The organism is Oceanobacillus sojae, from assembly GCF_007991515.1.
Lineage (GTDB): Bacteria > Bacillota > Bacilli > Bacillales > Amphibacillaceae > Oceanobacillus > Oceanobacillus sojae.
In genome coordinates this window covers 109,417-130,392 of the sequence record NZ_BJYM01000005.1, presented here as the reverse complement: position 1 = coordinate 130,392, position 20,976 = coordinate 109,417, and the positions used below count along the sequence as shown (strand labels likewise).

At 39.0% G+C, this 20,976-nt stretch carries 20 protein-coding genes, 1 pseudogene and 2 riboswitches; of the genes and pseudogenes, 15 read left to right on the top strand and 6 right to left on the bottom strand.

Features of this window, described 5'->3' with window-relative positions; all coding sequences use genetic code 11:
* Window positions 1-74 precede the first annotated feature (74 nt).
* On the bottom strand, window positions 75-917 hold the full coding sequence (locus OSO01_RS07410) for an N-acetylmuramoyl-L-alanine amidase (RefSeq protein WP_147209797.1): 843 nt from the start codon (window positions 915-917) through the stop codon (window positions 75-77).
* Window positions 918-1,197: 280 nt separating this feature from the next.
* On the opposite strand from OSO01_RS07410, the gene OSO01_RS07405 reads away from it, so the two are divergent.
* Window positions 1,198-1,776 carry an LOG family protein gene (locus OSO01_RS07405; protein ID WP_147209796.1) on the top strand — a complete coding sequence of 193 codons (579 nt, stop codon included), beginning with the start codon at window positions 1,198-1,200 and terminating at the stop codon, window positions 1,774-1,776.
* Between the two features lie 105 nt (window positions 1,777-1,881).
* Here OSO01_RS07405 and OSO01_RS07400 read toward each other — a convergent pair whose 3' ends face one another.
* The gene (locus tag OSO01_RS07400) at window positions 1,882-2,559 is read right to left on the bottom strand and encodes a cyclase family protein (protein ID WP_147209795.1); all 678 of its coding nucleotides are present in this window, start codon (window positions 2,557-2,559) and stop codon (window positions 1,882-1,884) included.
* 256 nt (window positions 2,560-2,815) lie between these two features.
* Window positions 2,816-2,916: riboswitch (purine riboswitch) on the top strand.
* Between the two features lie 340 nt (window positions 2,917-3,256).
* On the opposite strand from OSO01_RS07400, the gene OSO01_RS07395 reads away from it, so the two are divergent.
* From OSO01_RS07395 to OSO01_RS07385, 3 genes are all read left to right on the top strand, one after another.
* Entirely contained in the window at window positions 3,257-4,561 is a 1,305-nt protein-coding gene (locus OSO01_RS07395; RefSeq protein ID WP_147209794.1) for an NCS2 family permease, read from the top strand.
* Between the two features lie 502 nt (window positions 4,562-5,063).
* Window positions 5,064-5,744: a YehR family lipoprotein gene (locus OSO01_RS07390; protein WP_186813578.1), complete on the top strand. Its 681-nt coding sequence runs from the start codon at window positions 5,064-5,066 to the stop codon at window positions 5,742-5,744.
* A gap of 564 nt (window positions 5,745-6,308) precedes the next feature.
* Window positions 6,309-7,022, top strand: coding sequence for a gamma-glutamyl-gamma-aminobutyrate hydrolase family protein (locus OSO01_RS07385; protein ID WP_147209792.1), 714 nt, complete (start codon window positions 6,309-6,311; stop codon window positions 7,020-7,022).
* Between the two features lie 145 nt (window positions 7,023-7,167).
* On the opposite strand, the gene OSO01_RS07380 is transcribed toward OSO01_RS07385, so the two are convergent.
* From OSO01_RS07380 to msrA, 3 genes are all read right to left on the bottom strand, one after another.
* Entirely contained in the window at window positions 7,168-7,773 is a 606-nt protein-coding gene (locus OSO01_RS07380) for a GNAT family N-acetyltransferase (protein WP_147209791.1), read from the bottom strand.
* A gap of 106 nt (window positions 7,774-7,879) precedes the next feature.
* The gene (locus OSO01_RS07375) at window positions 7,880-8,323 is read right to left on the bottom strand and encodes an SRPBCC domain-containing protein (protein ID WP_147209790.1); all 444 of its coding nucleotides are present in this window, start codon (window positions 8,321-8,323) and stop codon (window positions 7,880-7,882) included.
* Between the two features lie 29 nt (window positions 8,324-8,352).
* On the bottom strand, window positions 8,353-8,877 hold the full coding sequence (msrA, locus tag OSO01_RS07370; protein ID WP_147209789.1) for a peptide-methionine (S)-S-oxide reductase MsrA: 525 nt from the start codon (window positions 8,875-8,877) through the stop codon (window positions 8,353-8,355).
* A gap of 95 nt (window positions 8,878-8,972) precedes the next feature.
* Here msrA and OSO01_RS07365 point away from each other — a divergent pair, with 95 nt between their 5' ends.
* Window positions 8,973-9,530, top strand: a complete 558-nt coding sequence (locus OSO01_RS07365; protein ID WP_147209788.1) for a 3-alpha domain-containing protein — start codon at window positions 8,973-8,975, stop codon at window positions 9,528-9,530.
* Between the two features lie 551 nt (window positions 9,531-10,081).
* Here OSO01_RS07365 and OSO01_RS07360 read toward each other — a convergent pair.
* Window positions 10,082-10,612 carry a DUF4269 domain-containing protein gene (locus OSO01_RS07360; RefSeq protein WP_147209787.1) on the bottom strand — a complete coding sequence of 177 codons (531 nt, stop codon included), beginning with the start codon at window positions 10,610-10,612 and terminating at the stop codon, window positions 10,082-10,084.
* 438 nt (window positions 10,613-11,050) lie between these two features.
* Here OSO01_RS07360 and OSO01_RS07355 point away from each other — a divergent pair.
* The 10 genes and pseudogenes from OSO01_RS07355 to purF form a co-directional block, all read left to right on the top strand.
* Window positions 11,051-11,512 (top strand): annotated as a pseudogene (locus tag OSO01_RS07355) (RNA-guided endonuclease InsQ/TnpB family protein); the annotation flags it as partial.
* A gap of 191 nt (window positions 11,513-11,703) precedes the next feature.
* Window positions 11,704-12,297 carry a DUF2179 domain-containing protein gene (locus tag OSO01_RS07350; protein ID WP_147209785.1) on the top strand — a complete coding sequence of 198 codons (594 nt, stop codon included), beginning with the start codon at window positions 11,704-11,706 and terminating at the stop codon, window positions 12,295-12,297.
* Window positions 12,298-12,382: 85 nt separating this feature from the next.
* Window positions 12,383-12,483: riboswitch (purine riboswitch) on the top strand.
* A 330-nt stretch (window positions 12,484-12,813) separates the two neighbouring features.
* Window positions 12,814-13,305: a 5-(carboxyamino)imidazole ribonucleotide mutase gene (gene purE / locus OSO01_RS07345; RefSeq protein WP_147209784.1), complete on the top strand. Its 492-nt coding sequence runs from the start codon at window positions 12,814-12,816 to the stop codon at window positions 13,303-13,305.
* Window positions 13,292-14,425, top strand: coding sequence for a 5-(carboxyamino)imidazole ribonucleotide synthase (gene purK, locus OSO01_RS07340; RefSeq protein ID WP_147209783.1), 1,134 nt, complete (start codon window positions 13,292-13,294; stop codon window positions 14,423-14,425). The genes purE and purK overlap by 14 nt, the downstream gene beginning before the upstream one ends.
* Window positions 14,422-15,717 carry an adenylosuccinate lyase gene (purB, locus tag OSO01_RS07335; protein WP_147209782.1) on the top strand — a complete coding sequence of 432 codons (1,296 nt, stop codon included), beginning with the start codon at window positions 14,422-14,424 and terminating at the stop codon, window positions 15,715-15,717. The genes purK and purB overlap by 4 nt, the downstream gene beginning before the upstream one ends.
* A 12-nt stretch (window positions 15,718-15,729) precedes the next feature.
* Window positions 15,730-16,443 carry a phosphoribosylaminoimidazolesuccinocarboxamide synthase gene (purC, locus tag OSO01_RS07330; RefSeq protein WP_147209781.1) on the top strand — a complete coding sequence of 238 codons (714 nt, stop codon included), beginning with the start codon at window positions 15,730-15,732 and terminating at the stop codon, window positions 16,441-16,443.
* Complete coding sequence (gene purS / locus OSO01_RS07325; protein WP_147209780.1) at window positions 16,440-16,685, top strand: phosphoribosylformylglycinamidine synthase subunit PurS; 246 nt, start codon at window positions 16,440-16,442, stop codon at window positions 16,683-16,685. Before purC ends, purS begins: the two co-directional genes overlap by 4 nt.
* Window positions 16,686-16,687: 2 nt before the next feature.
* Window positions 16,688-17,374: a phosphoribosylformylglycinamidine synthase subunit PurQ gene (purQ, locus tag OSO01_RS07320; RefSeq protein WP_147209779.1), complete on the top strand. Its 687-nt coding sequence runs from the start codon at window positions 16,688-16,690 to the stop codon at window positions 17,372-17,374.
* Window positions 17,358-19,586 carry a phosphoribosylformylglycinamidine synthase subunit PurL gene (gene purL / locus OSO01_RS07315; RefSeq protein ID WP_147209778.1) on the top strand — a complete coding sequence of 743 codons (2,229 nt, stop codon included), beginning with the start codon at window positions 17,358-17,360 and terminating at the stop codon, window positions 19,584-19,586. Before purQ ends, purL begins: the two co-directional genes overlap by 17 nt.
* Window positions 19,562-20,968, top strand: coding sequence for an amidophosphoribosyltransferase (purF, locus tag OSO01_RS07310; RefSeq protein ID WP_147209777.1), 1,407 nt, complete (start codon window positions 19,562-19,564; stop codon window positions 20,966-20,968). Before purL ends, purF begins: the two co-directional genes overlap by 25 nt.
* Window positions 20,969-20,976: the final 8 nt, after the last annotated feature.

Here is a 20,976-nt window from a genome sequence, read left to right as displayed (position 1 = left end):
ATTTGCTGAATACATTCAATTAAGAGATATAATAATTTTATATCCCCCCTGCCATGAAGCAGGGGGATTCTCATTTATTTCACTCTCAAACGTGTACCTGGCTGAATAATGTCACTGGTCAATCCATTGAGGCTCTTAATCGCATTTACAGTTGTATTATATTGCTGGGATATTCTCCAAAGTGTATCACCTGCCTTAACTGTATAATAAACAGCTCCGCCGCTGCTGACAATTAATACCTGACCCGGATAAATCGTATCATTAGTTAATCCGTTTAAATTTTTCAACTGCTGCACGGTCAGATTATGGGCTTGGGCAATACTCCATAGCGTATCTCCAGATTTAACCGTATACGTATTGCCTCCACCGCCAGATTTTCTTTTTAATCCAAGAGACTGTGCAATTCCATTTGCATGTCCTGTGGCAATTCGGTTAAGATAAGCATCCGATTTTAATTTATTTGCATCAGCAACCGTGTCAATAAAGCCATTCTCTGTTAATACTGCCGGCATACTGGATTCACGCAGCACATGGAAATTCGCTCTTTTTTTACCGCGGTTTCTAAAGTCGACCTGCTTCATAATCTCTGCATGTACTTTATCACGGTACGCTAGTGTATTGTTAGATACACTTCCGTTATAGATATAGTCCTCATATCCAGTGCCGCCGCCGGCGTTAATATGAATACTGACAAAATAATCAGCTCCCCAGCTGTTCGCATCATTTGTACGCTGCGTGAGACTCCGGGTCGTGTCGCTTGTCCTGCTCATACGAATACTATGACCTTCATAATCGCGGTTGAGGATATCTCTTGTTTTTAAAGCAATCGATAAAGTGACATTTTTCTCCTGCAAACCATTTCCGGCTGCTCCCGGGTCAGTACCGCCATGTCCAGGATCAAGATAAATTTTAACCATAATAAAAATCCCCCTTAGAAGTTGGTATAAATAAGTGTTCAAAAGTAGTCAAAGTTTTTCGATGGGGCGAGTAACCGCAATCCCAAAATTAGAAGCAAGAAAGTCATTACCTCGCCGCTTATCATTTGAGCACTTTTTGAACATTCCTTATACTATTTTGTATTAAAAAAACAGCTTGCCCGTTTGGACCAGCTGCTTATGGAATAAGCTGATTTTGCTGTTGAATCGTTATTTTAAATTGTTTCCTTATGTTAGAATAGGATGGGGAAGGAGAAATGTTATGAATATTGCTGTATATTGTGGTGCAAGCCTTGGAAGTAATACAGCTTACCAAGATGCAGCACAGAAGGTTGGAAAATGGATAGCTGAAAAGAATAATACGCTGGTATATGGCGGGGGAAAAGCAGGATTAATGGGTGTGGTTGCCGATGAAGTTCTGGCAAATAACGGTGAAGTTATTGGGATCATTCCTGATTTTCTGGTTGAAAGAGAATTAAGCCATGCCAATCTGACAACATTAGAAATCGTTGATTCTATGTCCGTAAGAAAAAATAGAATGATTGCGTTAAGCGATTGCTACATAGCACTGCCTGGCGGACCGGGAACGCTCGAAGAAATTGCAGAGGTCATATCCTGGGCAAGAGTTGGTCAGAATCAAAATCCATGTATTCTTTTCAATCAAAATGGATACTATGACAGTCTTGCCAGATTTTATGATGAAATGGTAGAGAATGGGTTTTTATCCGTGCAAGATAGAGAGCGTATCTTATTCACGGATTCGCTGGAAGAGATAGAAGTATTTATCTCCGACTATACACCTCCTGAAGTAAGAAAATATACGGCACATTCACCAAGTTAAAGCATACTAAGTAATTATTTACTTCATCCAATTTGGAGGAAATCAATAAAATATACGAACTGTGGACAATGAGCATCTGTCTGTTGCAGACAGGTGCTCATTATTTTAGTCTTTCAGTTCAGCTAAAATCGTACAAGGACCGCTGTCCAATCCTTTCAAGAGAAGTGGAAGAGCATATACACGTTCAATGCCGGTTAAGTCCTCATCTAATTTCATATCTTCAATAATTAAAATCGCCTGGTCATCCTTTCTGCCTAATCCAAGAACGGATTGATGAAACTCTACACCATGTGGATTGACATTCTGTGCGCCGGCAGCAGATGGAAGGTCCATACCAATTGCTTTTATATTTGAGAATTCCATAAGGAAATCCCCGGCATCTTTGGTGAAGCCTGGGTTATGCTGGCCATAACGGTAAGCATCATCCCGATATTTATAGAAGCCGGTCCGGACAATAATTAGATCACAAGAACCTAATGCCTCAGAAAATACTTCTAAATCCTTTTTTGTTATTAACTCGTCATCGAATTTGGGAATATCTGCTACTAATACGCTTTCATAAACAAATGTGTCAATCGGATTTTCCCACAATTGCTTTCCTTCGGGATTAAAATGATTTGCACCATCCATATGTGTACCGCAGTGATTTATGGCCATATAAAATGATTGATTAAATACATCTCCATGATCTGTGGAAAACTGCGGCCACATACTGACCGGCGGATTCTCAGAAAAACGTGGTGTGTCAACACCCAGTGGATAAGATAGAGCAATTCTGCGCATTTTTCATGGCTCCTTTCAAAATAAAATAAGTTGTTTTTTTAATGAATAGATTGCAGAAACAATGCGGCAGATAACGACCTTATTCTGTATCCCATTCATTAAAATAATCGTACTATTAAATTTAGAAAATTTCAACTTTTAGTAGATTGTCGTTAGAATTTTTGCGCATTGATGTCTAACAACGAATGTTAAAGGTATAAAGTATGGTTTTTGTTCGTGTTTTATTGACAAATTTTGTGCAGATTAGTAATATTATAATGTGAACTTAATAGAAATGCGTATAATTTCGGGGATAAGGCCCAGAGTTTCTACCAGACTGCCGTAAATAGTCTGACTACGCAGCAGAACTAACCTTAAATTTTCAATATCTGTCTTGAAAATGAGGATTATTATCTGCTGCTCCAATAGAAACTCTTAAGCTATTTAAGAGTTTTTTTGCACTGTATAAAAGTATAACATTCCAGCGAATCTTTTTTGGGGAGTAATCGCTGCCCTGATTCAGCAGAGTTCTTAAGATTATAGTACAGATGCAGATAAAGCATTCCTATTGCTTTTTTAGGATTGGATTGCTAAATCTACTTTATGGCATAAGCACTATTTAAATAGCACATACTAGAGCTTATTCTATAAAATTTATGGAGCTTTTCTAGATAAGAGAACATTCAAAAAGACCGGTAAAAATGGAGGAAAAGAATTCATGAGTAAATATTTTGAATTTGACAAACTGGGAACTAATTTTCGAACAGAGTTTATAGCTGGCTTAACAACTTTTTTAGCTATGGCTTATATTTTATTTGTTAACCCGAGTATCCTGGGGGAAGCGGGTATGGATCAGGAGGCAGTATTTGCTGCGACAGCAATTGCGGCTGCTTTTGGTTCCATTATTATGGGAGTTCTTGCTAAATATCCTGTAGCACTTGCGCCAGGTATGGGATTAAATGCATTTTTTACTTATACAGTAGTAATTGGTTTTGGCGTCCCTTGGGAAACAGCACTTGCAGGTGTTTTAGCTTCAGGAATTATTTTTATTGGTTTAACTTTAACAGGAATCCGTGAAATTATTATTAATGCAATTCCGCCAAGCTTAAAGATGGCAGTGGGAGCTGGTATTGGTTTATTTATTGCATTTATCGGATTGAAAAATGCGCAAATTGTTCAAGCGGATCCGTCTACAATTATTGCGCTTGGTGATTTAACATCTCCACCGGTTTTATTAGCGATTTTTGGAATTGTTATTTCCGTTGTTTTGATCACTGTAGGTGTTAAAGCGGGGATTTTTTATGGGATGATTATCAGTTCCATTGTCGGTATGATTTTTGGTCTGATTCCAGTGCCATCCGGCATTAGTGGAATTGTAAGCAGTGCCCCGAGTCTGGCGCCGACATTCGGCCAAGCTTTTATTCATTTTGATCAGATTTTTACGATGCAGATGCTTATTGTTATTTTGACATTTTTATTTGTTAATTTCTTTGATACAGCAGGAACATTGGTTGCTGTTGCGACAAAAGCAGGACTGATGAAGGATAATAAATTACCAAGAGCAGGTAAAGCGCTCTTTGCAGATGCTTCTGCCAGTGTAGTAGGGGCTGCTGTCGGTACATCTACGACAACATCCTTTGTGGAATCCACTTCAGGTGTAAGTGTAGGCGGGCGTTCAGGATTCACAGCTGTTGTCACAGGCTGTCTGTTCCTGTTAGCTTTGTTCTTCTCTCCATTACTAAGTGTTGTAACGAATGAAGTAACTGCGCCGGCATTGATTATTGTCGGAGTATTAATGGCCAGCAGCTTAAAGGATATCCCATGGGATAAATTTGAGATTGCTGTACCAGCTTTCTTTACAGTGCTGATGATGCCAGTAACTGCCAGCATCGCAACTGGTATTGCCATCGGGTTTATATTCTATCCAATTACAATGCTTGTTAAAGGAAGAGCGAAGGAAGTTCATCCGATTATGTATGTATTATTTGTTGTCTTTGCATTGTATTTTATCTTTTTAACCTAAAAATAAATATGCAGTTGAAGAGAGGGGAGTGTAGTACATTCTCCTCTTTAAGTTTAGATAGATATGGGAAATCACTATTTTGTCAGTTTAGTTATCTGTAAAATATTTGTTTTATTAAACTGACTACATAGGTAATCACAGTATGTACTCTTGGTCATTGTTGTTAAGAGATAATACGAGCAAGGACTAGCTTGTAAACGTATTTTGTTACATTAATAAGTTCAATTTATATAACTAAAGGATAGTTTTGTGGAATAGGAAAAAAGGATTATTTTATAATTCCTCCGGGGAAGCAGTAAGTTAAATTATACTAATATAGAAGAAATTAAATAAATACAGATTAATTAATAGGAAAAATGGTACAATTCTAAATTTAGTATGCCTTTTTAAGCAGTAAGTTTAAAGACTTTGACCTATTGAAAACCTTCCAAGATTTTCATATGATTATGAAATAGTATTAACAATGCTATTGTTAACTTCAGAGGAGAAAGGAAGAGCAGAAATGAAAAAATGGCTGATGCTATGTATGGCACTACTTCTAAGTGTTGCTTTGGTTGCTTGTGGTTCTGATAATTCAGACGAGGATAAGGATACTAAAGATAATGAGAGCACTGAGGACACAGCAGAAGGAACAACAGATAACGAAGAGGATACAGAAGAAGGCGCTGAAGCTGAAGAAGGTGCCGCAGCAGAAGATGAAGAAGCTGATGAAGAGGCAGCTACAGATTCAGAAGAAAATGCTGGTTCAGAAAATGACGCAGCTGCCGAGTCACAAGATTTTGACTTTGATCCAAATGGTGAAAACACAGTTACGCTTCAATTTGAACAGGCAGGTGTTATTGTAAAACTTACTTATAAAGCGGATGGCGATATGGTCTATGAACAAACTGCAAATAATGAAATGCCTTATTCCGCATTAGGAGTTTCTACACCAGAAGAAGCAGAAGAAATAATGGCAGAAACTGCTGAAGGTTTTCAAGACATACAAGGAGTAACACATAACTTTGAATATCTTGATGATAAAGTCGTTGAAACATTAACGGTAAATTACGATGAAGCTGATGTGAACGAAGTAAGCCAATTGACAGGATCTGAATTTGAAGGAGATTTAAGCGGTGGTGTAAGTCTACAGCAATCTGTTCAGATGCTTCAGGCACAAGGCTATGAAATTGTTGAAGAATAATTTGCATAGAAATTATTAAGAAAAAGACACTTTTTTGATTATGGATTACTTTCTGTAGATTAGATAAGTGAAAAAATTTACTACAGCCTGGCTCTGTTATTTTTTAACAGTGTCAGGCTGTTTTATTTTTTTAGAATTTTCTCCTGTAAGTAATTGAGGATACGAAATTGATACATAGAACAGGACTTAACTAATAAAGGCTATAGGCAGAATAAGTATAAAATTATTCTATAGAGACAAATGAACTTTCAAAAAGTAATACGTATATTACGGTTCAGGAAGGCTAATATTTAACAATACAAGATATGACTATTGATACAAATTAAATAAAAAATCTCTCTTTCCATTTTGGTCAAGGAGATTTTTTATTAATAGCGTATTTATTTTCAGGAAATCAATGTTTACTATTTGAAAAAGACTTAATTTTCTTTTAATATCTGATATAAATAAGAGGCACGAAATACAGTGCCAATGTATAGAATACACCAAAAAGTAAAGCTGGATAGTAATTATAATACTGTTATCACTTGTGCAACAGCAACAAAATCATAAGGAGGCAATGAAATGAAGCCAATTATTGGAGTAACAGCATCGATGGAAGCAGATGGAACGGAATATAAGATGCACCTGCGAAATATAAGGGCTATTGAACAAGCTGGAGGCATCCCGGTTATTCTGCCGTATTATAGTGATTATCAGGAAATAGCTGTATTGCTTGATAAAATGGATGGCCTCTATCTGCCGGGCGGCTATGATATTGACCCATCTTTATTTCAAGAAGAGCCAAACCCGAATCTCGGTACTATTATTCCAGAAAGAGATCGATTAGAGAAGGAAGTTATCACATATTTTTTAGAGAAGGATAAGCCGATACTGGGAGTTTGCAGAGGATGTCAAATTTTAAATGTTGTGACGGGAGGAGCTATGTATCAGGATTTAGATTCACAATATCCGAAGCAGCTAATTCAGCATACTCAAAAAGCAGCATTCCACCATCGTTCACATACTGTCAAAATAGTCAGTGCTTCTTTATTGGAAAAGCTGGTTCAGACGGAGAAAATCAGGGTAAACAGCTACCATCATCAGGCAAACCGCTCTCTAGGCAAAGATTTTATGGTCTCCGCTGCAGCAGATGATGGTGTTATGGAGGCATTTGAAAGTAAAATACATCGCTTTGTTTTAGGGGTGCAGTGGCATCCAGAAGGCTTGATTCATCTTTCAGATGATCCATCACTGGCTATTTATCAAGGCTTTATTGAGGCTTGTAAAGATAAATAGATTACTGTTATAGGAATGTTTAATGGGAGTTGCTTGTATAGAATAGCAGGCACAAATTGTCTTAGATACTATTTTAGAAAAGTATCTTACAGGCGGCCTCAGCAGATTCTAGAGTGCTGAGGTTACCTGTGTAATAACTTTTATATTAGACACTTTTGATGCTGCCGTTTTCATTCAATGCTTTAACATAGCAGACACACTGATGCTTTCTCTGAACACCGGAAAACTGTTTAAGGTTTTCTCCGGTGTAATGTGAGAAAACAGATACAGGGAAGAGCTGTTCTGTAGCAGGCTGGAAATGGCTTTTGATTTCATTTCCTTCTAAATAAATATGATAATAAGAATCGGTCATTGTAAAGTTCATTTTCTCATACCAATTTTGAACCCATGTATCATCTCGTGTCCATGCTTCAAGGTAATTCAATTTTCGGGTCTTTGCAATTTTCTCTGCCTCATTCAACAGTGCTTGCCCAACCCCTTGCCGAGAATAATCGGGATGTACTGCAATATGCCATATCATTCCTCCTAAACCACTGTTACGGGAGCAAACCGTCCCTTCCTTGGTCTCATACTCTATATCAATTAGTCCTGCTATTTTTCCTTCGATTTCAGCGACAAGTTCAATAGACGGAAACGCATAGGATTCTTTTTCCTGAAGAACATTATCAAAATAAGCTGTTTCTAAAAAGGCAAGTACGCGGCAATGAAGCCAACCTTTTTCGTCAGCTGGAGTATATGCTCTGATTTTCATATTTTCCCCACTTTCCAAGCTTCAGTGATTTTTGGTCGTAATAATATAAAAAGAGAGACCTTCCAAAATATCAATTATCAGGTCTCTGTAAAGATTTCATTCTGTATTAAACTGTTTCGCTTTCGGCTAAAGATTTAATTACTTTAGAAGACTCTTTTGCAAAGTCCGCGGATGCTTCGTAGTAATTTTCCCCTTGTTCCAAAAGAGAGAAGTCGCCAATTTCGATAAATAGTTTGGTGCTGCTTCCCATATCTTCTAATAAATAGCGATAAGCAACTTCTCCTTGCTCAGGTTTGATTTTCCATCCTGTTCCATGTAAATCAATAATCAGCTCTTTTTCTTTTTCAGCCTTAATAATGGTAGTGATAGACTGCTCTCCATTCGGTAAGTCCCAAATCACCTTGCTGCCTTCTTGCATTGGCTCTTCAGGATAGTCCTCTGGAAGTTCATCCCATTGTGCTACATATTTAGGTAGTGTTAATATTTTCCAAACCCTTTCTGATGACACATTTATTATTATTTCTTCTGTAACAATCAGTTGTTTTTTCAATGGAACCCCTCCATATGATGTTTTGAAGTCTATGATTTCCAGTTTTCGGCAATGAATTCATCCCGGCCTGATTTAGCGCGGTCTTCTTCGTATTTTGTCTTACTTTTTTTATAAAAATCCTGATGATAATCTTCAGCAGGGTAGAAAACAGATGCTGCTTTAATTTCTGTCACAATTGGTCTAGCAAATCGGCCGCTGTCAGCAAGTGTCTGCTTTGCTTTTTCAGCAAGCTCTTTCTGCTCTTCATTATGATAAAAGATGGCAGTTCTATATTGCTCGCCTCTATCCTGAAATTGCCCATCTGGATCTGTCGGATCGATCTGTGGCCAATATAGGTCAAGAATCGTCTGGTAATTGATAAGAGAATCATCATAGGTAATCTCCACTGCTTCATAGTGTCCTGTATTCCCTTGCTTGACTTGTTCATAAGCAGGATTATCTAAATGTCCGCCTGTATAGCCTGATATAACCTGGTGTACGCCGTCCCATTGATCAAAAGGCTTCACCATACACCAGAAGCAGCCTCCGGCAAATGTTGCTTTTTGTATTGTCATGTTCATCCCCCTTTAGGCTTTTCAAATGTCACGATAGTTTGTAGAATGAAATTAATATAACATATTTCAGTATTTTTTAGAAATAAGGTGACATCATGGAAGAACCATTTGTACATAGGATTTTTAATAATAAACAGAATGAAATAAAAAATAGTATGTTTTTATCGAGACTTGGTTTTGCAAAAGAGAATCCGGACAAAAAGATAGCTATTTATGATAAATGTATTTTTGCTTTTCCGATTAGGCATTACAATGAACCAGGTACAGATAAATTATTTACAAAACGTGCAGGAGAAAAGAAGGAGAACCTTTCTGTTTTGGAAATGGACGAGTATTCAGTATTTATTGGTGATATTTATCAATTTGGGAAAGCTGTCATCCAGGTTTCTCAGCCTGGAACGGTATCGCAGAGAGAGATGGAAAATGGATTGAAAACAGGCTGGTATTTCCGGGTGCTCGAGGAAGGCAAAATTCAGCCGGAGAGCGATTTACAACTGATAGAGCGCCCCAACTCAAAGTGGTCCATTGCAGCTTGTAATGAAATAATGTATCTGGATCGTGATAATTTATGGGGAGCAGATGAACTGTTTCATTGCACAGATTTAGGGATCGTTTGGAGGAAGACATTGAGAAAGAGATTGAGAGGGTTCTAGAAAGGCAGGTTGCTTTAACACAGCATTTGGAATCATTATTCTTAGAAGCAGCACTTGCAGGAGTAGACGCTGTTTCGTCATTTATCATAGCTGCCGCATTATCGCGAGTTAATGGGGTTATTGCATATTAGAATAGCGTTCTATTAGAAAAGGAAGGTGAGAAATCCCCTTCTTTTTTAAAGAATAAGAAAGTATATAAAAATGCTGAAGAATAGCCGCTCCAGAAATACACTACGCTTTCCGTGGGCTTGAGCTCAGCCTCCTCGAAAAAAAAGAGGAGGGCTTTTTTTTCTGCGGGGTCTTCCCACTGCGCTTTCCCACAGGAGTCTACGTGTATTTCTTCTGGGACTGGGACTGCGATTACTCGCCCCACCGAAAATCATTGCGATTACTGGTCTCAACGAAGTGCTTTTTTTAAGATTCTCACATTAAGAATATAGGGTATTTAAAATTCTAAGCGGGGATGAAAAAAGCCTCCATTGAATAAAGTCTCATTTTATGTTCATAAGAGCATATAAAAGCGATTTGTCATGGATTTATTTCAAAAAAGATTAAATTATTTGTTTTCTTAGTCCATAATTTATTAAGGCTTCATAAGGGTCTCCTGTTAATTCAAGCATATGGCAAAACGCCTGCTCTGTCTTAAATCCTCGTTCTTTTAAAGCAATAATTTCACATCTCCAAGATGGGTTCGTATCCAGAAGATATTTTTCAATTACCATATGCAGATAAGCATATTGCTGCGTTACAGGCTGTGCTTGTCCAAATAATTCAAATTCAAAATTATCATAAATGAAATTTGCTTTTACTATCAATTTGCTTCTGATTATCTTCCGTTTAAGTTTGAATTGAGGGAAGGGCCCATAAAGAAAATTAATTTTATCTCCGAAACCGCTGAAATCATGAACCTCCATAATAATATCTAAATCAGAGGATGCTGTATCTATACTAAGTGGTATTGTTCCGCATAAAATTGGAGAGTATATTTTTAAATCCTCCATCATATTCAGCTGGTTAATCACTTTAAATGCTCTTCTTTGTTTTTCATTTCCGGACTTTAGATATTCCAGGTTTTTCAACATGTATTCCCACCTCGTTTATTAAGCTACAATGGAAAGCTGCGGTAACTCAAATATACCGGATCAGACTTTTTAAATAAAGTGTAAATATGGTCTAGCTGTTTATGGGAAATCATATGAATGAAGAAGAATCGTTTATAGAAGTTATGTTCTCTTGATCTTATGACCCTATCGGAAATTTTTAAACAAACATCTATCATTTCAGCCAAGAGGACTCCTTCCTCAAAAATTCCATCAGATGTTAGGTGGGAGGTGAATTGGCGGTTTTAATACTTCATCCATTTAGCTGTTAAGAAAATCTAAAGAAATATTTAACAGCATCAGCATACCATGAACAGCCCAAAAAAAGTTGTTAGCTACTTTCAGAATAGTGGTATTTCTTTCCCTCCTATGATATGATGGGTTGACGGGAACGAATGTTCTTTTAGGGGTGAAAATGAAATGACTGTTTATCGAACCCTGCAAATTTGGGTGAAAAAGGGGCACCGGATGCATCCGTATTTTCAAGATATGTGTCAATGCGCAAAGAATATGCATAACACAACAAACTTTTATATCCGGCAGGTTTTTACAGCTCTCCAACAAGAAAAGGAACTGCAGCCGTTACAAAAAGAAGTATTGAAAAGCCTCCAAATCCATTTGCCTGCAATCAATGCGAACCAGCTGCAAGCTTACCAACGAAGGTATGCAAAAGAACAGGAAAAAGCCAAATCAGAACAAAAGGAAATCCAATGTCATTTATTTGAGATGCCCTCTAAGGATAAACCATATATTTCTTATCCTTTTTTGAATGCCTTGTTTAAATCGATGAAACAGACCGATTATCAATCCCTGCCAATCCAATCGAGTCAAGGCATCATGAGAACAGTTTTTCAAAACTGGAAAGCCTTTTATGGCAGTATTCATACAATATTTTCTTATAGCGTCATTTAATAGAAGTGTGATAAATTAAAGTCACCCTATTTTACGTAGGACAGGAACGACGTGTTTTATTTTAGAAAGAAAAGGGAATTATTCACAAGATATGATATCTCATTGGATGTGCTTTTCTTCTGTTTGAAGTGATATTTTATGAAGTAAAAGGGGGAATCAATATGTTAGAGAATGCGCTCATAATGCTGGCAATTATATTTACCGTTAATGTCTTATATGTATCACTCATGACGATTCGTATGATTTTGACATTAAAGGGCAGAACGTATATTGCTGCATTTGTGAGTATGTTTGAGATTGTTATTTATGTTGTAGGACTGGGGTTAGTATTAGATAACCTGGATCAGATTCAAAATCTGATTGCTTATGCCATTGGTTTCGCAACTGGTTTAATTATTGGTTCCAAAATTGAAGAGAAGCTTGCACTTGGGTATATCACTGTGAATGTTGTTTCTGCAAATCCGGATTTAAAATTTACACAGCGTCTCCGCGAAAAAGGCTATGGTGTAACCAGCTGGTCCTCCTATGGAATGGATGGAGATCGACTTTCAGTTCAAATTTTAACACCTAGAAAATATGAACTGAACCTGTATCAGGCAATTCATGAAATAGACCCGAAAGCATTTATTATTTCCTATGAGCCAAAACGGATTCATGGCGGCTTCTGGGTGAAACAAGTCCGTAAAGGAAAGCTGATGCGAAAAGAGAATAAAACAAAAGAAAAATCACAAAATGAAAGTCAACAGAGAGAATAACCACCAAAAACCGAACGTTAATTAAATGTAAAGCTTAAATTGTTCGACATTATCTTGCATTTTTCTATTTTATTTGGTATGCTAAAACCAACAATTGAAAATGCCTCATATATACTTGAGAATATGGCTCAAAAGTTTCTACCCGGCACCGTAAATGACCGGACTATGAGGGAGGATGAGCTGCTGTTTTAAAGAACAGCAGATGTTGAATGATGCTTATAAAAAAGATGTTCAAAAGTCCGATTAATCACATTTTGAATCTCTTTTAAACCAAGTCTATTCATCTTCCCTTATGGGAGATGAATAGACTTTTTTAATTTTTTAACACTTTTGTTAATTGTGAATTACCTTTGAGATAAAAAATGTTGGCAATGTGGACGATTAAAAATACGGTGTTTTTGGCAACAGGCAGATACAAATCAATTTTTAAATGTTTCAACCAAAAACCGAACTTTAACACAACCATGACCTTTTAAAATCCGTAAAAAAACAACTAAAAACAGAAAGAGGGATTCGATGGCTCAAGTTGGTGTCATTATGGGAAGTATCTCAGATTGGGAGACAATGCAGTATACCTGTAAAGAACTCGATACATTAAATATCAGCTATGAAAAAGAAATCATTTCCGCTCATCGTACACCAGATGATATGTTTACCTACGCTCAGAGTGCGAGAGAAAAAGGACTAAAAGTCATTATTGCCGGAGCTGGCGGAGCAGCACATCTGCCCGGAATGGTTGCATCACAGACGACCCTGCCTGTTATTGGAGTTCCGGTAGAAAGCAAAGCACTCCAGGGAGTCGATTCACTCTTATCTATTGTTCAAATGCCAGGTGGTGTACCGACAGCAACAGTTGCCATTGGTAAAGCAGGCGCAAAGAATGCCGCTATTTTAGCAACGCAGATTATCAGTACATTTGATAAAGATGCAGAAAAGGCACTGGATGATTACCGTGCAGCAATGAAGGATGCTGTTCAGGAAATGAGGGATCAGCTTGCAACCTATTAAAATTATTTTACCTCCTCAGACAATTGGAATTATTGGCGGTGGTCAGCTTGGAAGAATGATGGCAATTGCAGCAAGATATATGGGATATCGCATCGTTGTTTTAGACCCGGCGCCAAATTGTCCGACAGCACAGGTAGCTGATGAGCAAATCACTGCAGATTATACGGATTTGACAGCTGTAAAAGAATTAATCGAAAAAGCGGATGTAATTACATATGAATTTGAAAATGTGGACTTGAAGGCCGCAGAGCTTATCCAGAACGCTGGAAAGCTTCCACAGGGCGCATTGGCATTAGAGGTTACACAGAACCGGGAAAAAGAAAAGCAGCTTGTTGACGACTTAGAGCTTCCTGTTCCTGCTTTTCGGATTGTGAAAACGGAAGAAGATTGCAGAGAAGCATTATCTATTATTCCGCTGCCGGCAGTGATTAAAACCTGTCGGGGAGGTTATGATGGGAAAGGGCAGCTAAAACTTGTGACAGAAGAAGATAAAAATGAAGCTTTAGCATTTTTCGAGGAGCATGGCTACTGTATAATAGAGCGATGGATTCCTTTTGATAAAGAAATCTCGGTTGTCTTTACAAGGTCGCAGCAGGGAGATATTTCTTTTTTTCCGATTGCAGAGAATGAACATCGCAAACATATCCTATATAAAACTACAGTGCCGGCAGATATTGACGCTGCACTTGAAGAAAAGGCCTATGCCATGACGGCGAAAATTGCTGAACGAATGGAGATTGTTGGTACTTTTGCAATTGAAATGTTTGTCGGTGAGGATACAATCTATATTAATGAAATGGCTCCAAGACCGCATAACTCCGGGCACTATACAATTGAAGGCTGCAATGTTTCTCAATTCGCACAGCATATCCGGGCGATTTGCGGGCTGCCGTTCGTTCCTGTCAATTTGTATGAGCCGACCGCGATGGTTAATATTTTAGGAGAATCTCTTTCGAAATCTATACAGTTTACCACTGCACATAACTTTGGTTTTCTTCATCTTTATGGAAAGGAAGAACCGAAAGAAAAACGTAAAATGGGACATATTACATTTACAGCGGAAACACCGGAAGCTTTACAGAAACAATTGGATATTTTTGAGGAGGCAATACAACAATGATCGAACGTTATACAAGAGAAGAAATGGGCAATATCTGGACAGAGGAAAATAAATTTAAAGCTTGGCTGGAAGTAGAGATTCTGGCTTGTGAAGCTTGGAGTGAGCTAGGTTTTATTCCAAAAGAAGATGTGAAAAAATTGCGTGAGAATGCTTCCTTTGATATTAACCGCATATATGAAATTGAACAGGAAACACGGCATGATGTGGTGGCATTTACCCGTACTGTATCAGAAACTTTAGGAGAAGAAAGAAAATGGGTTCACTATGGATTGACTTCTACAGATGTTGTCGATACAGCTCTTTCTTATTTATTAAAGCAGGCTAATGAAATTTTAAGAGAAGGTCTGCATCGGTTTGTCGGGATTTTAGAAAGCAAGGCAAAGGAACATAAACATACCGTTATGATGGGACGTACACATGGTGTGCATGCAGAGCCGACAACATTTGGTCTGAAAATGGCTTTATGGTATGAGGAAATGAAGCGTAATCTGGAGCGTTTTGAGCTTGCTGCTAAAAATGTGGAATTTGGAAAGCTTTCTGGAGCAGTTGGAACCTATGCCAATATTGATCCATATGTAGAGCAATATGTCTGTGCAAAGCTGGGCACATCACCTGCTCCAGTTTCTACACAAACATTACAGCGTGATCGTCATGCAGCTTATTTATCTACATTAGCTTTGATTGCTACATCGATTGAAAAGTTTGCAACGGAAATCCGGGGACTGCAAAAGACAGAAACAAGAGAAGTAGAAGAACGTTTTGCAAAAGGACAAAAAGGATCCTCAGCTATGCCGCATAAGCGCAATCCAATTGGTTCAGAGAATATGACAGGAATGGCACGGGTTATCCGCGGCTATATGGTAACTGCTTATGAGAATGTAGCTTTATGGCATGAACGTGATATTTCGCATTCCTCTGCAGAGCGTGTTATTTTACCGGATGCGACTATTGCTCTTGATTATATGCTGCACCGTTTTGGAAATATTGTGGAGAACTTAACAGTATTCCCTGAAAATATGAAACGTAATATTGACCGCACTCACGGAGTTATTTTTTCTCAGCGCGTACTGCTATCTTTGATTGATAAAGGGATGGCCCGAGAAGATGCTTATGATATTGTTCAGCCAAAAGCAATGGAAGCGTGGGAAACAGCAACTTCCTTCAAAGAATTGGTAGAACAGGATGATCGGATTACAAGTAAATTAAGCCAGGCGGAAATTGATGATTGTTTTGACTATACCTATCACTTAAAAAATGTAGATCAGATCTTTACAAAAATTGGATTGGCATAGGAGGATTCCAATATGGAACTTGAGCTTTTATATGAAGGCAAGGCAAAAAAGGTTTATCAATCGGACACGAATGAAAATCACTTGATTCTCTCGTATAAAAATGCTGCAACGGCTTTTAACGGAGAGAAGAAAGCTCAATTTACAGGGAAGGGGAGACTCAATAATGAGATCTCTTCCCTCCTATTCAAGGCATTACAAAATAAAGGAATTCAGTCGCATTTTATCAAACGGCTGGATTCTGTTACTCAAATGGTTCAGAAAACAGATATTATTCCGTTAGAAGTGGTAATTCGGAATATTGCAACAGGAAGTATTACAAAGCGTTTGGATATCCAGGAAAAAACTCTTTTTGAACCTGCTTTAGCAGAATTATTTTACAAGGATGATAGTTTAGGAGACCCATTGATTAACGATGAACACGCCCTCTTTTTAACAGATATTACGGAAGAAGAACTAAGCAGTATCAAGGAAAAAGCAAGACAGGTAAACCTGGCATTAACAGAAATATTTGCGGCTATCGGTGTCCGGCTGGTGGATTTCAAATTGGAATTCGGCAGAAACAAGGAAGGCAAAATTCTGCTTTCTGATGAGGTGTCACCAGATACCTGCAGATTATGGGATATGGAAACGAACGAAAAGCTCGATAAAGATGTTTTTCGTCAAGGTACTGGAGATTTAATTACCGTATACGAAGAAATACTAAATCGTTTGGAGGATCAGTTATGAAAAAGGTGCAGGTATATATTACATTAAAACAAGGTGTTTTAGATCCACAGGGAAAGGCAATTCAAACTTCTCTTCACGCTTTAGACTATCCTGAGGTTGACGATGTCCGTGTCGGAAAATATATTGAACTCCAGGTAGAAGAAGGTCCTGATTTAGAAACACGAGTGACACAAATGTGTGAGCAATTATTGGCCAATCCGGTTATTGAAGATTACCGGATTGAGTTAGAGGAGGCACGTTAATTGTGAAGGTAGCTGTTATTGTTTTTCCAGGTTCCAATTGTGACAGGGATATGTATCATGCGGCAGGAGAAGTTGCAGGTGCCGAAGCCAGTCTGGTCTGGTATACCGATACGCATTTACTGAATGATGTAGATGGAATTCTTATCCCTGGCGGATTTTCTTATGGAGATTATCTGCGATCCGGTTCAATGGCCTCTACATCAGATATTATGAATAAAATTCGTGAGCATGCGGAAAAAGGCAGGCCTGTACTGGGCATTTGCAACGGATTTCAAATTTTGACGGAATCAGGGCTTTTGCCTGGGGCGTTAATGCGCAATAAAAATCTGTCCTTTATGTGTCATCAGGAAGAATTGATTGTTGAGGATAACGAGAATGTTTTTACTAAATTATACGATAAAAATGAAGTAGTCCGTTTTCCAATTGCGCATGGGGAAGGTAACTATTTCTGTGATGACGAAACATTAAATGAACTAAAAGCCAACAATCAAATCGTATTCACCTATAAAAATAATCCCAATGGTTCTGTGGCAGATATTGCCGGTATCCGTAATAGAGCCGGTAATGTGCTGGGTATGATGCCGCATCCGGAACGGGCAGTGGAAGCATTATTAGGAAGTGAAGACGGCTTACGAATATTTCAATCTATGATTGCGAATTGGAGGAGCAGCAATGCAGTTAACGCATAGTATTAATCCAGTGAAAATTGAACAAGACCGATTGTATCAGGATATGGGTTTAAGTGATGAAGAGTTTGAAAAAATCAAAACGATCCTTGGCCGTCTCCCGAATTTTACGGAGACCGGAATCTTTTCGGTTATGTGGTCAGAGCATTGCAGCTACAAAACGTCTAAACCTCTCTTAAGAAAATTTCCCACAGAGGGCCCGAACGTTCTGCAGGGTCCGGGAGAGGGAGCAGGAGTAATCGATATAGGAGATGGACAGGCTGTTGTTTTCAAGGTAGAAAGCCATAATCATCCATCTGCTGTGGAGCCATATCAAGGAGCGGCAACTGGTGTCGGCGGAATTATCCGTGATGTATTTTCAATGGGTGCCCGTCCGATTGCATTAATGAATTCTTTACGTTTTGGACCTTTAACCACCAACCGTACCAAGTATCTTTTCTCAGAAGTTGTTGCCGGTATTGCCGGTTATGGAAATTGTGTCGGTGTTCCGACAGTTGGCGGAGAGGTGCAATTTGATGACAGCTATGAAGATAATCCGCTTGTCAATGCAATGTGTGTGGGACTGATTAATCATGATGACGTGCAAAAAGGAATTGCTGCCGGTATTGGCAATACAATTTTGTATGCAGGACCACCAACAGGAAGAGATGGTATTCATGGAGCTACCTTTGCCTCGGATGATTTAGCTGAGGATTCCAATAAAGACCGTCCTGCTGTGCAGGTTGGTGACCCATTCATGGAAAAACTGATCATTGAAGCATGTTTGGAGGTAATTCATTCTGATGCGCTTGTAGGAATGCAGGATATGGGGGCTGCCGGTTTAACCTCATCTGCAAGTGAAATGGCAAGTAAAGCGGGTACTGGTCTTGAAATGAATTTAGATCTTGTACCGCAGCGTGAACAGAATATGACTGCCTATGAAATGATGCTGTCTGAATCACAGGAGCGGATGCTTCTTTGTGTAAAGACTGGCCGTGAGCAGGAAATCATTGATATTTTTGAAAAGTATGGTTTGCAGGCCGTTCCTGTTGGAAAGGTTATCGAGGAAAAAGTGTTCCGGATTAAACATCATGATGAGGTTGTAGCAGATATTCCTGTGGATTCGTTAGCGGATGATGCTCCAGTGTACCATATGCCGTCGAAGGAAGCTGAATACTATCAAGCTTTTCAACAGATGGAGGCCCATAGACCCAATGTAGATAATCATGGAGAAACTTTAAAACAATTACTGCAGCAGCCAACCATCGCCAGTAAAGAATGGGTATATGATCAATATGATTCCATGGTGCAGACTAATACTGTTGTTACACCAGGATCTGATGCAGCAGTTGTCCGTATTAAAGGAACAGATAAAGCATTAGCAATCACGACAGACTGTAATTCCCGCTATATTTATTTAGATCCGGAGGAAGGCGGAAAGATTGCTGTCGCAGAAGCTGCCCGTAATATTGTCTGCTCTGGAGCTAAACCATTGGGACTAACAGATGGATTGAATTTCGGTAATCCGACGAATCCGGAAATCTTCTGGCAAATGGAAAAAAGTGTAGAAGGTATGAGTGCTGCATGTGAAGCATTACAAACGCCGGTTATTAGTGGAAATGTTTCCTTATATAATCAATCTAAAGGAAAATCTATTTACCCGACGCCGGTTGTCGGCATGGTTGGATTGCACGAATCAACAGCACATATTACACCAAGTTTTTTCCAGGAAGCTGGGGATATCATTTATCTAATTGGTGAAACACGAAATGAATTTGGCGGCAGTGAATTGCAATTTATTCAGGAGGGGAAATATGAAGGAAAGGCTCCGTACCTGGATTTGAAAATAGAGACAGAACGTCAGAAAAAACTGCTTTCTTTGATTCGGAAAGGAAAGATCCAATCTGCACATGATCTTGCAGAGGGCGGCTTAGGAGTTGCTTTAGCGGAATCTTTATTCGCGGATGAAGTGGTTGGCGCAAAAGTTGAGCTTTCAGGCAATGCCACGGTGGAACTGTTCAGCGAAACACAGTCACGTTTTCTTGTTACCGTAAAGCCTGAGAACCAGGGTGCTTTTGAAGAAGTATTTGCAGATGCAGCAAAGCTGGGTGAGGTAACAGCAGATAATAAGCTGAGGGTAAAGACAAATAATGAAACAATTCTTCAGGAAGAAGCTGCTGAATTAAAAGCACTTTGGAAAGGAGCTATTCCATGCTTGCTGAAATCAAAGGCATAAACGAAGAATGTGGTGTGTTCGGCATTTGGGGGCATGAGAAAGCAGCAGAATTAACCTATTACGGATTACACTCGATGCAGCATCGCGGTCAGGAGGGGGCAGGGATTGTTGTCAGCAGGGATATGCAATTAAAAGCTCATAGACAGCTTGGCCTCGTTAATGATGTCTTTAAGCATGTGAATTTTGATGATTTTAGCGGAGAAATAGCCTTAGGACACGTCCGGTATGCAACCCAGGGTGGAAAAGGACTTGAAAATGTGCAGCCTCTTGTTTTTCAGTCTCTGACCGGCGGGATGGCTCTAGCACATAATGGAAACTTAATGAATGCAACGAAATTACGTGAAGAACTCGAAAGTGAGGGAAGTATTTTTCAAACTACTTCAGATACAGAGGTGCTGGCGCATTTGATTAAACGGAGCGGGGAAGTGACCGAAGCAACCATCTCAGAGGCTCTTAACCGTGTTAAAGGCGCTTATGCCTACCTTATTTTAGAGGATGATACATTATATGCCGCACTGGATCCTGCCGGAATAAGACCACTTTCGATTGGCAGATTGGGTGAAGCATATGTGGTTGCTTCTGAAACTTGCGCTTTTGACCAGATCGGTGCCACTTTTGAAAGAGAGGTCTTACCGGGAGAATTGATTAAAATTAATGAAGAAGGTCTGACTTCATTCCGGTTTGCTCCACGAGGAAAAAGACAGATGTGTGCGATGGAATATGTTTATCTTTCCCGGCCTGACAGTGATGTGAATTATGTCAATGTACATGCCTCCCGTAAACAGATGGGGAAAGAATTAGCCAAGGAAGCTCCAGTTGACGCAGATTTAGTGGTCGGTGTGCCGGATTCAAGTATTTCAGCTGCTATCGGCTATGCAGAAGAAAGCAAGCTTCCGTATGAAATGGGCATTATCAAAAATCGTTATGTAGGAAGAACATTTATCCAGCCGTCGCAAGAATTAAGAGAGCTGGGAGTAAAAATGAAGCTGTCACCTGTCCGCGGGATTGTAGAAGGAAAACGTGTCATTATGATTGATGATTCGATTGTCCGTGGAACCACGAGCCGGCGGATTGTGAAAATGCTGAAGGATGCAGGTGCGAGTGAAGTTCATGTGCGTATTGCTTCTCCGGCGATAACGGATCCGTGTTATTACGGGATTGATATGTCTACCAAGGAAGAGCTGATCGGAGCAAACAATACCGTTGAGGAAATTGGTGAAATTATTGGGGCGGACAGTATTGCCTACTTGTCAGAAGAGGGATTAGAGAATGCAATTGTCAAGGATAAAACAATAAATCAAGGCGTATGCATGGCTTGTATGACAGGTTTGTATCCTGTTGCCCCGGCTGATAAGAAGGAAATGGACACATCAAACTGCTAAGATCAAAA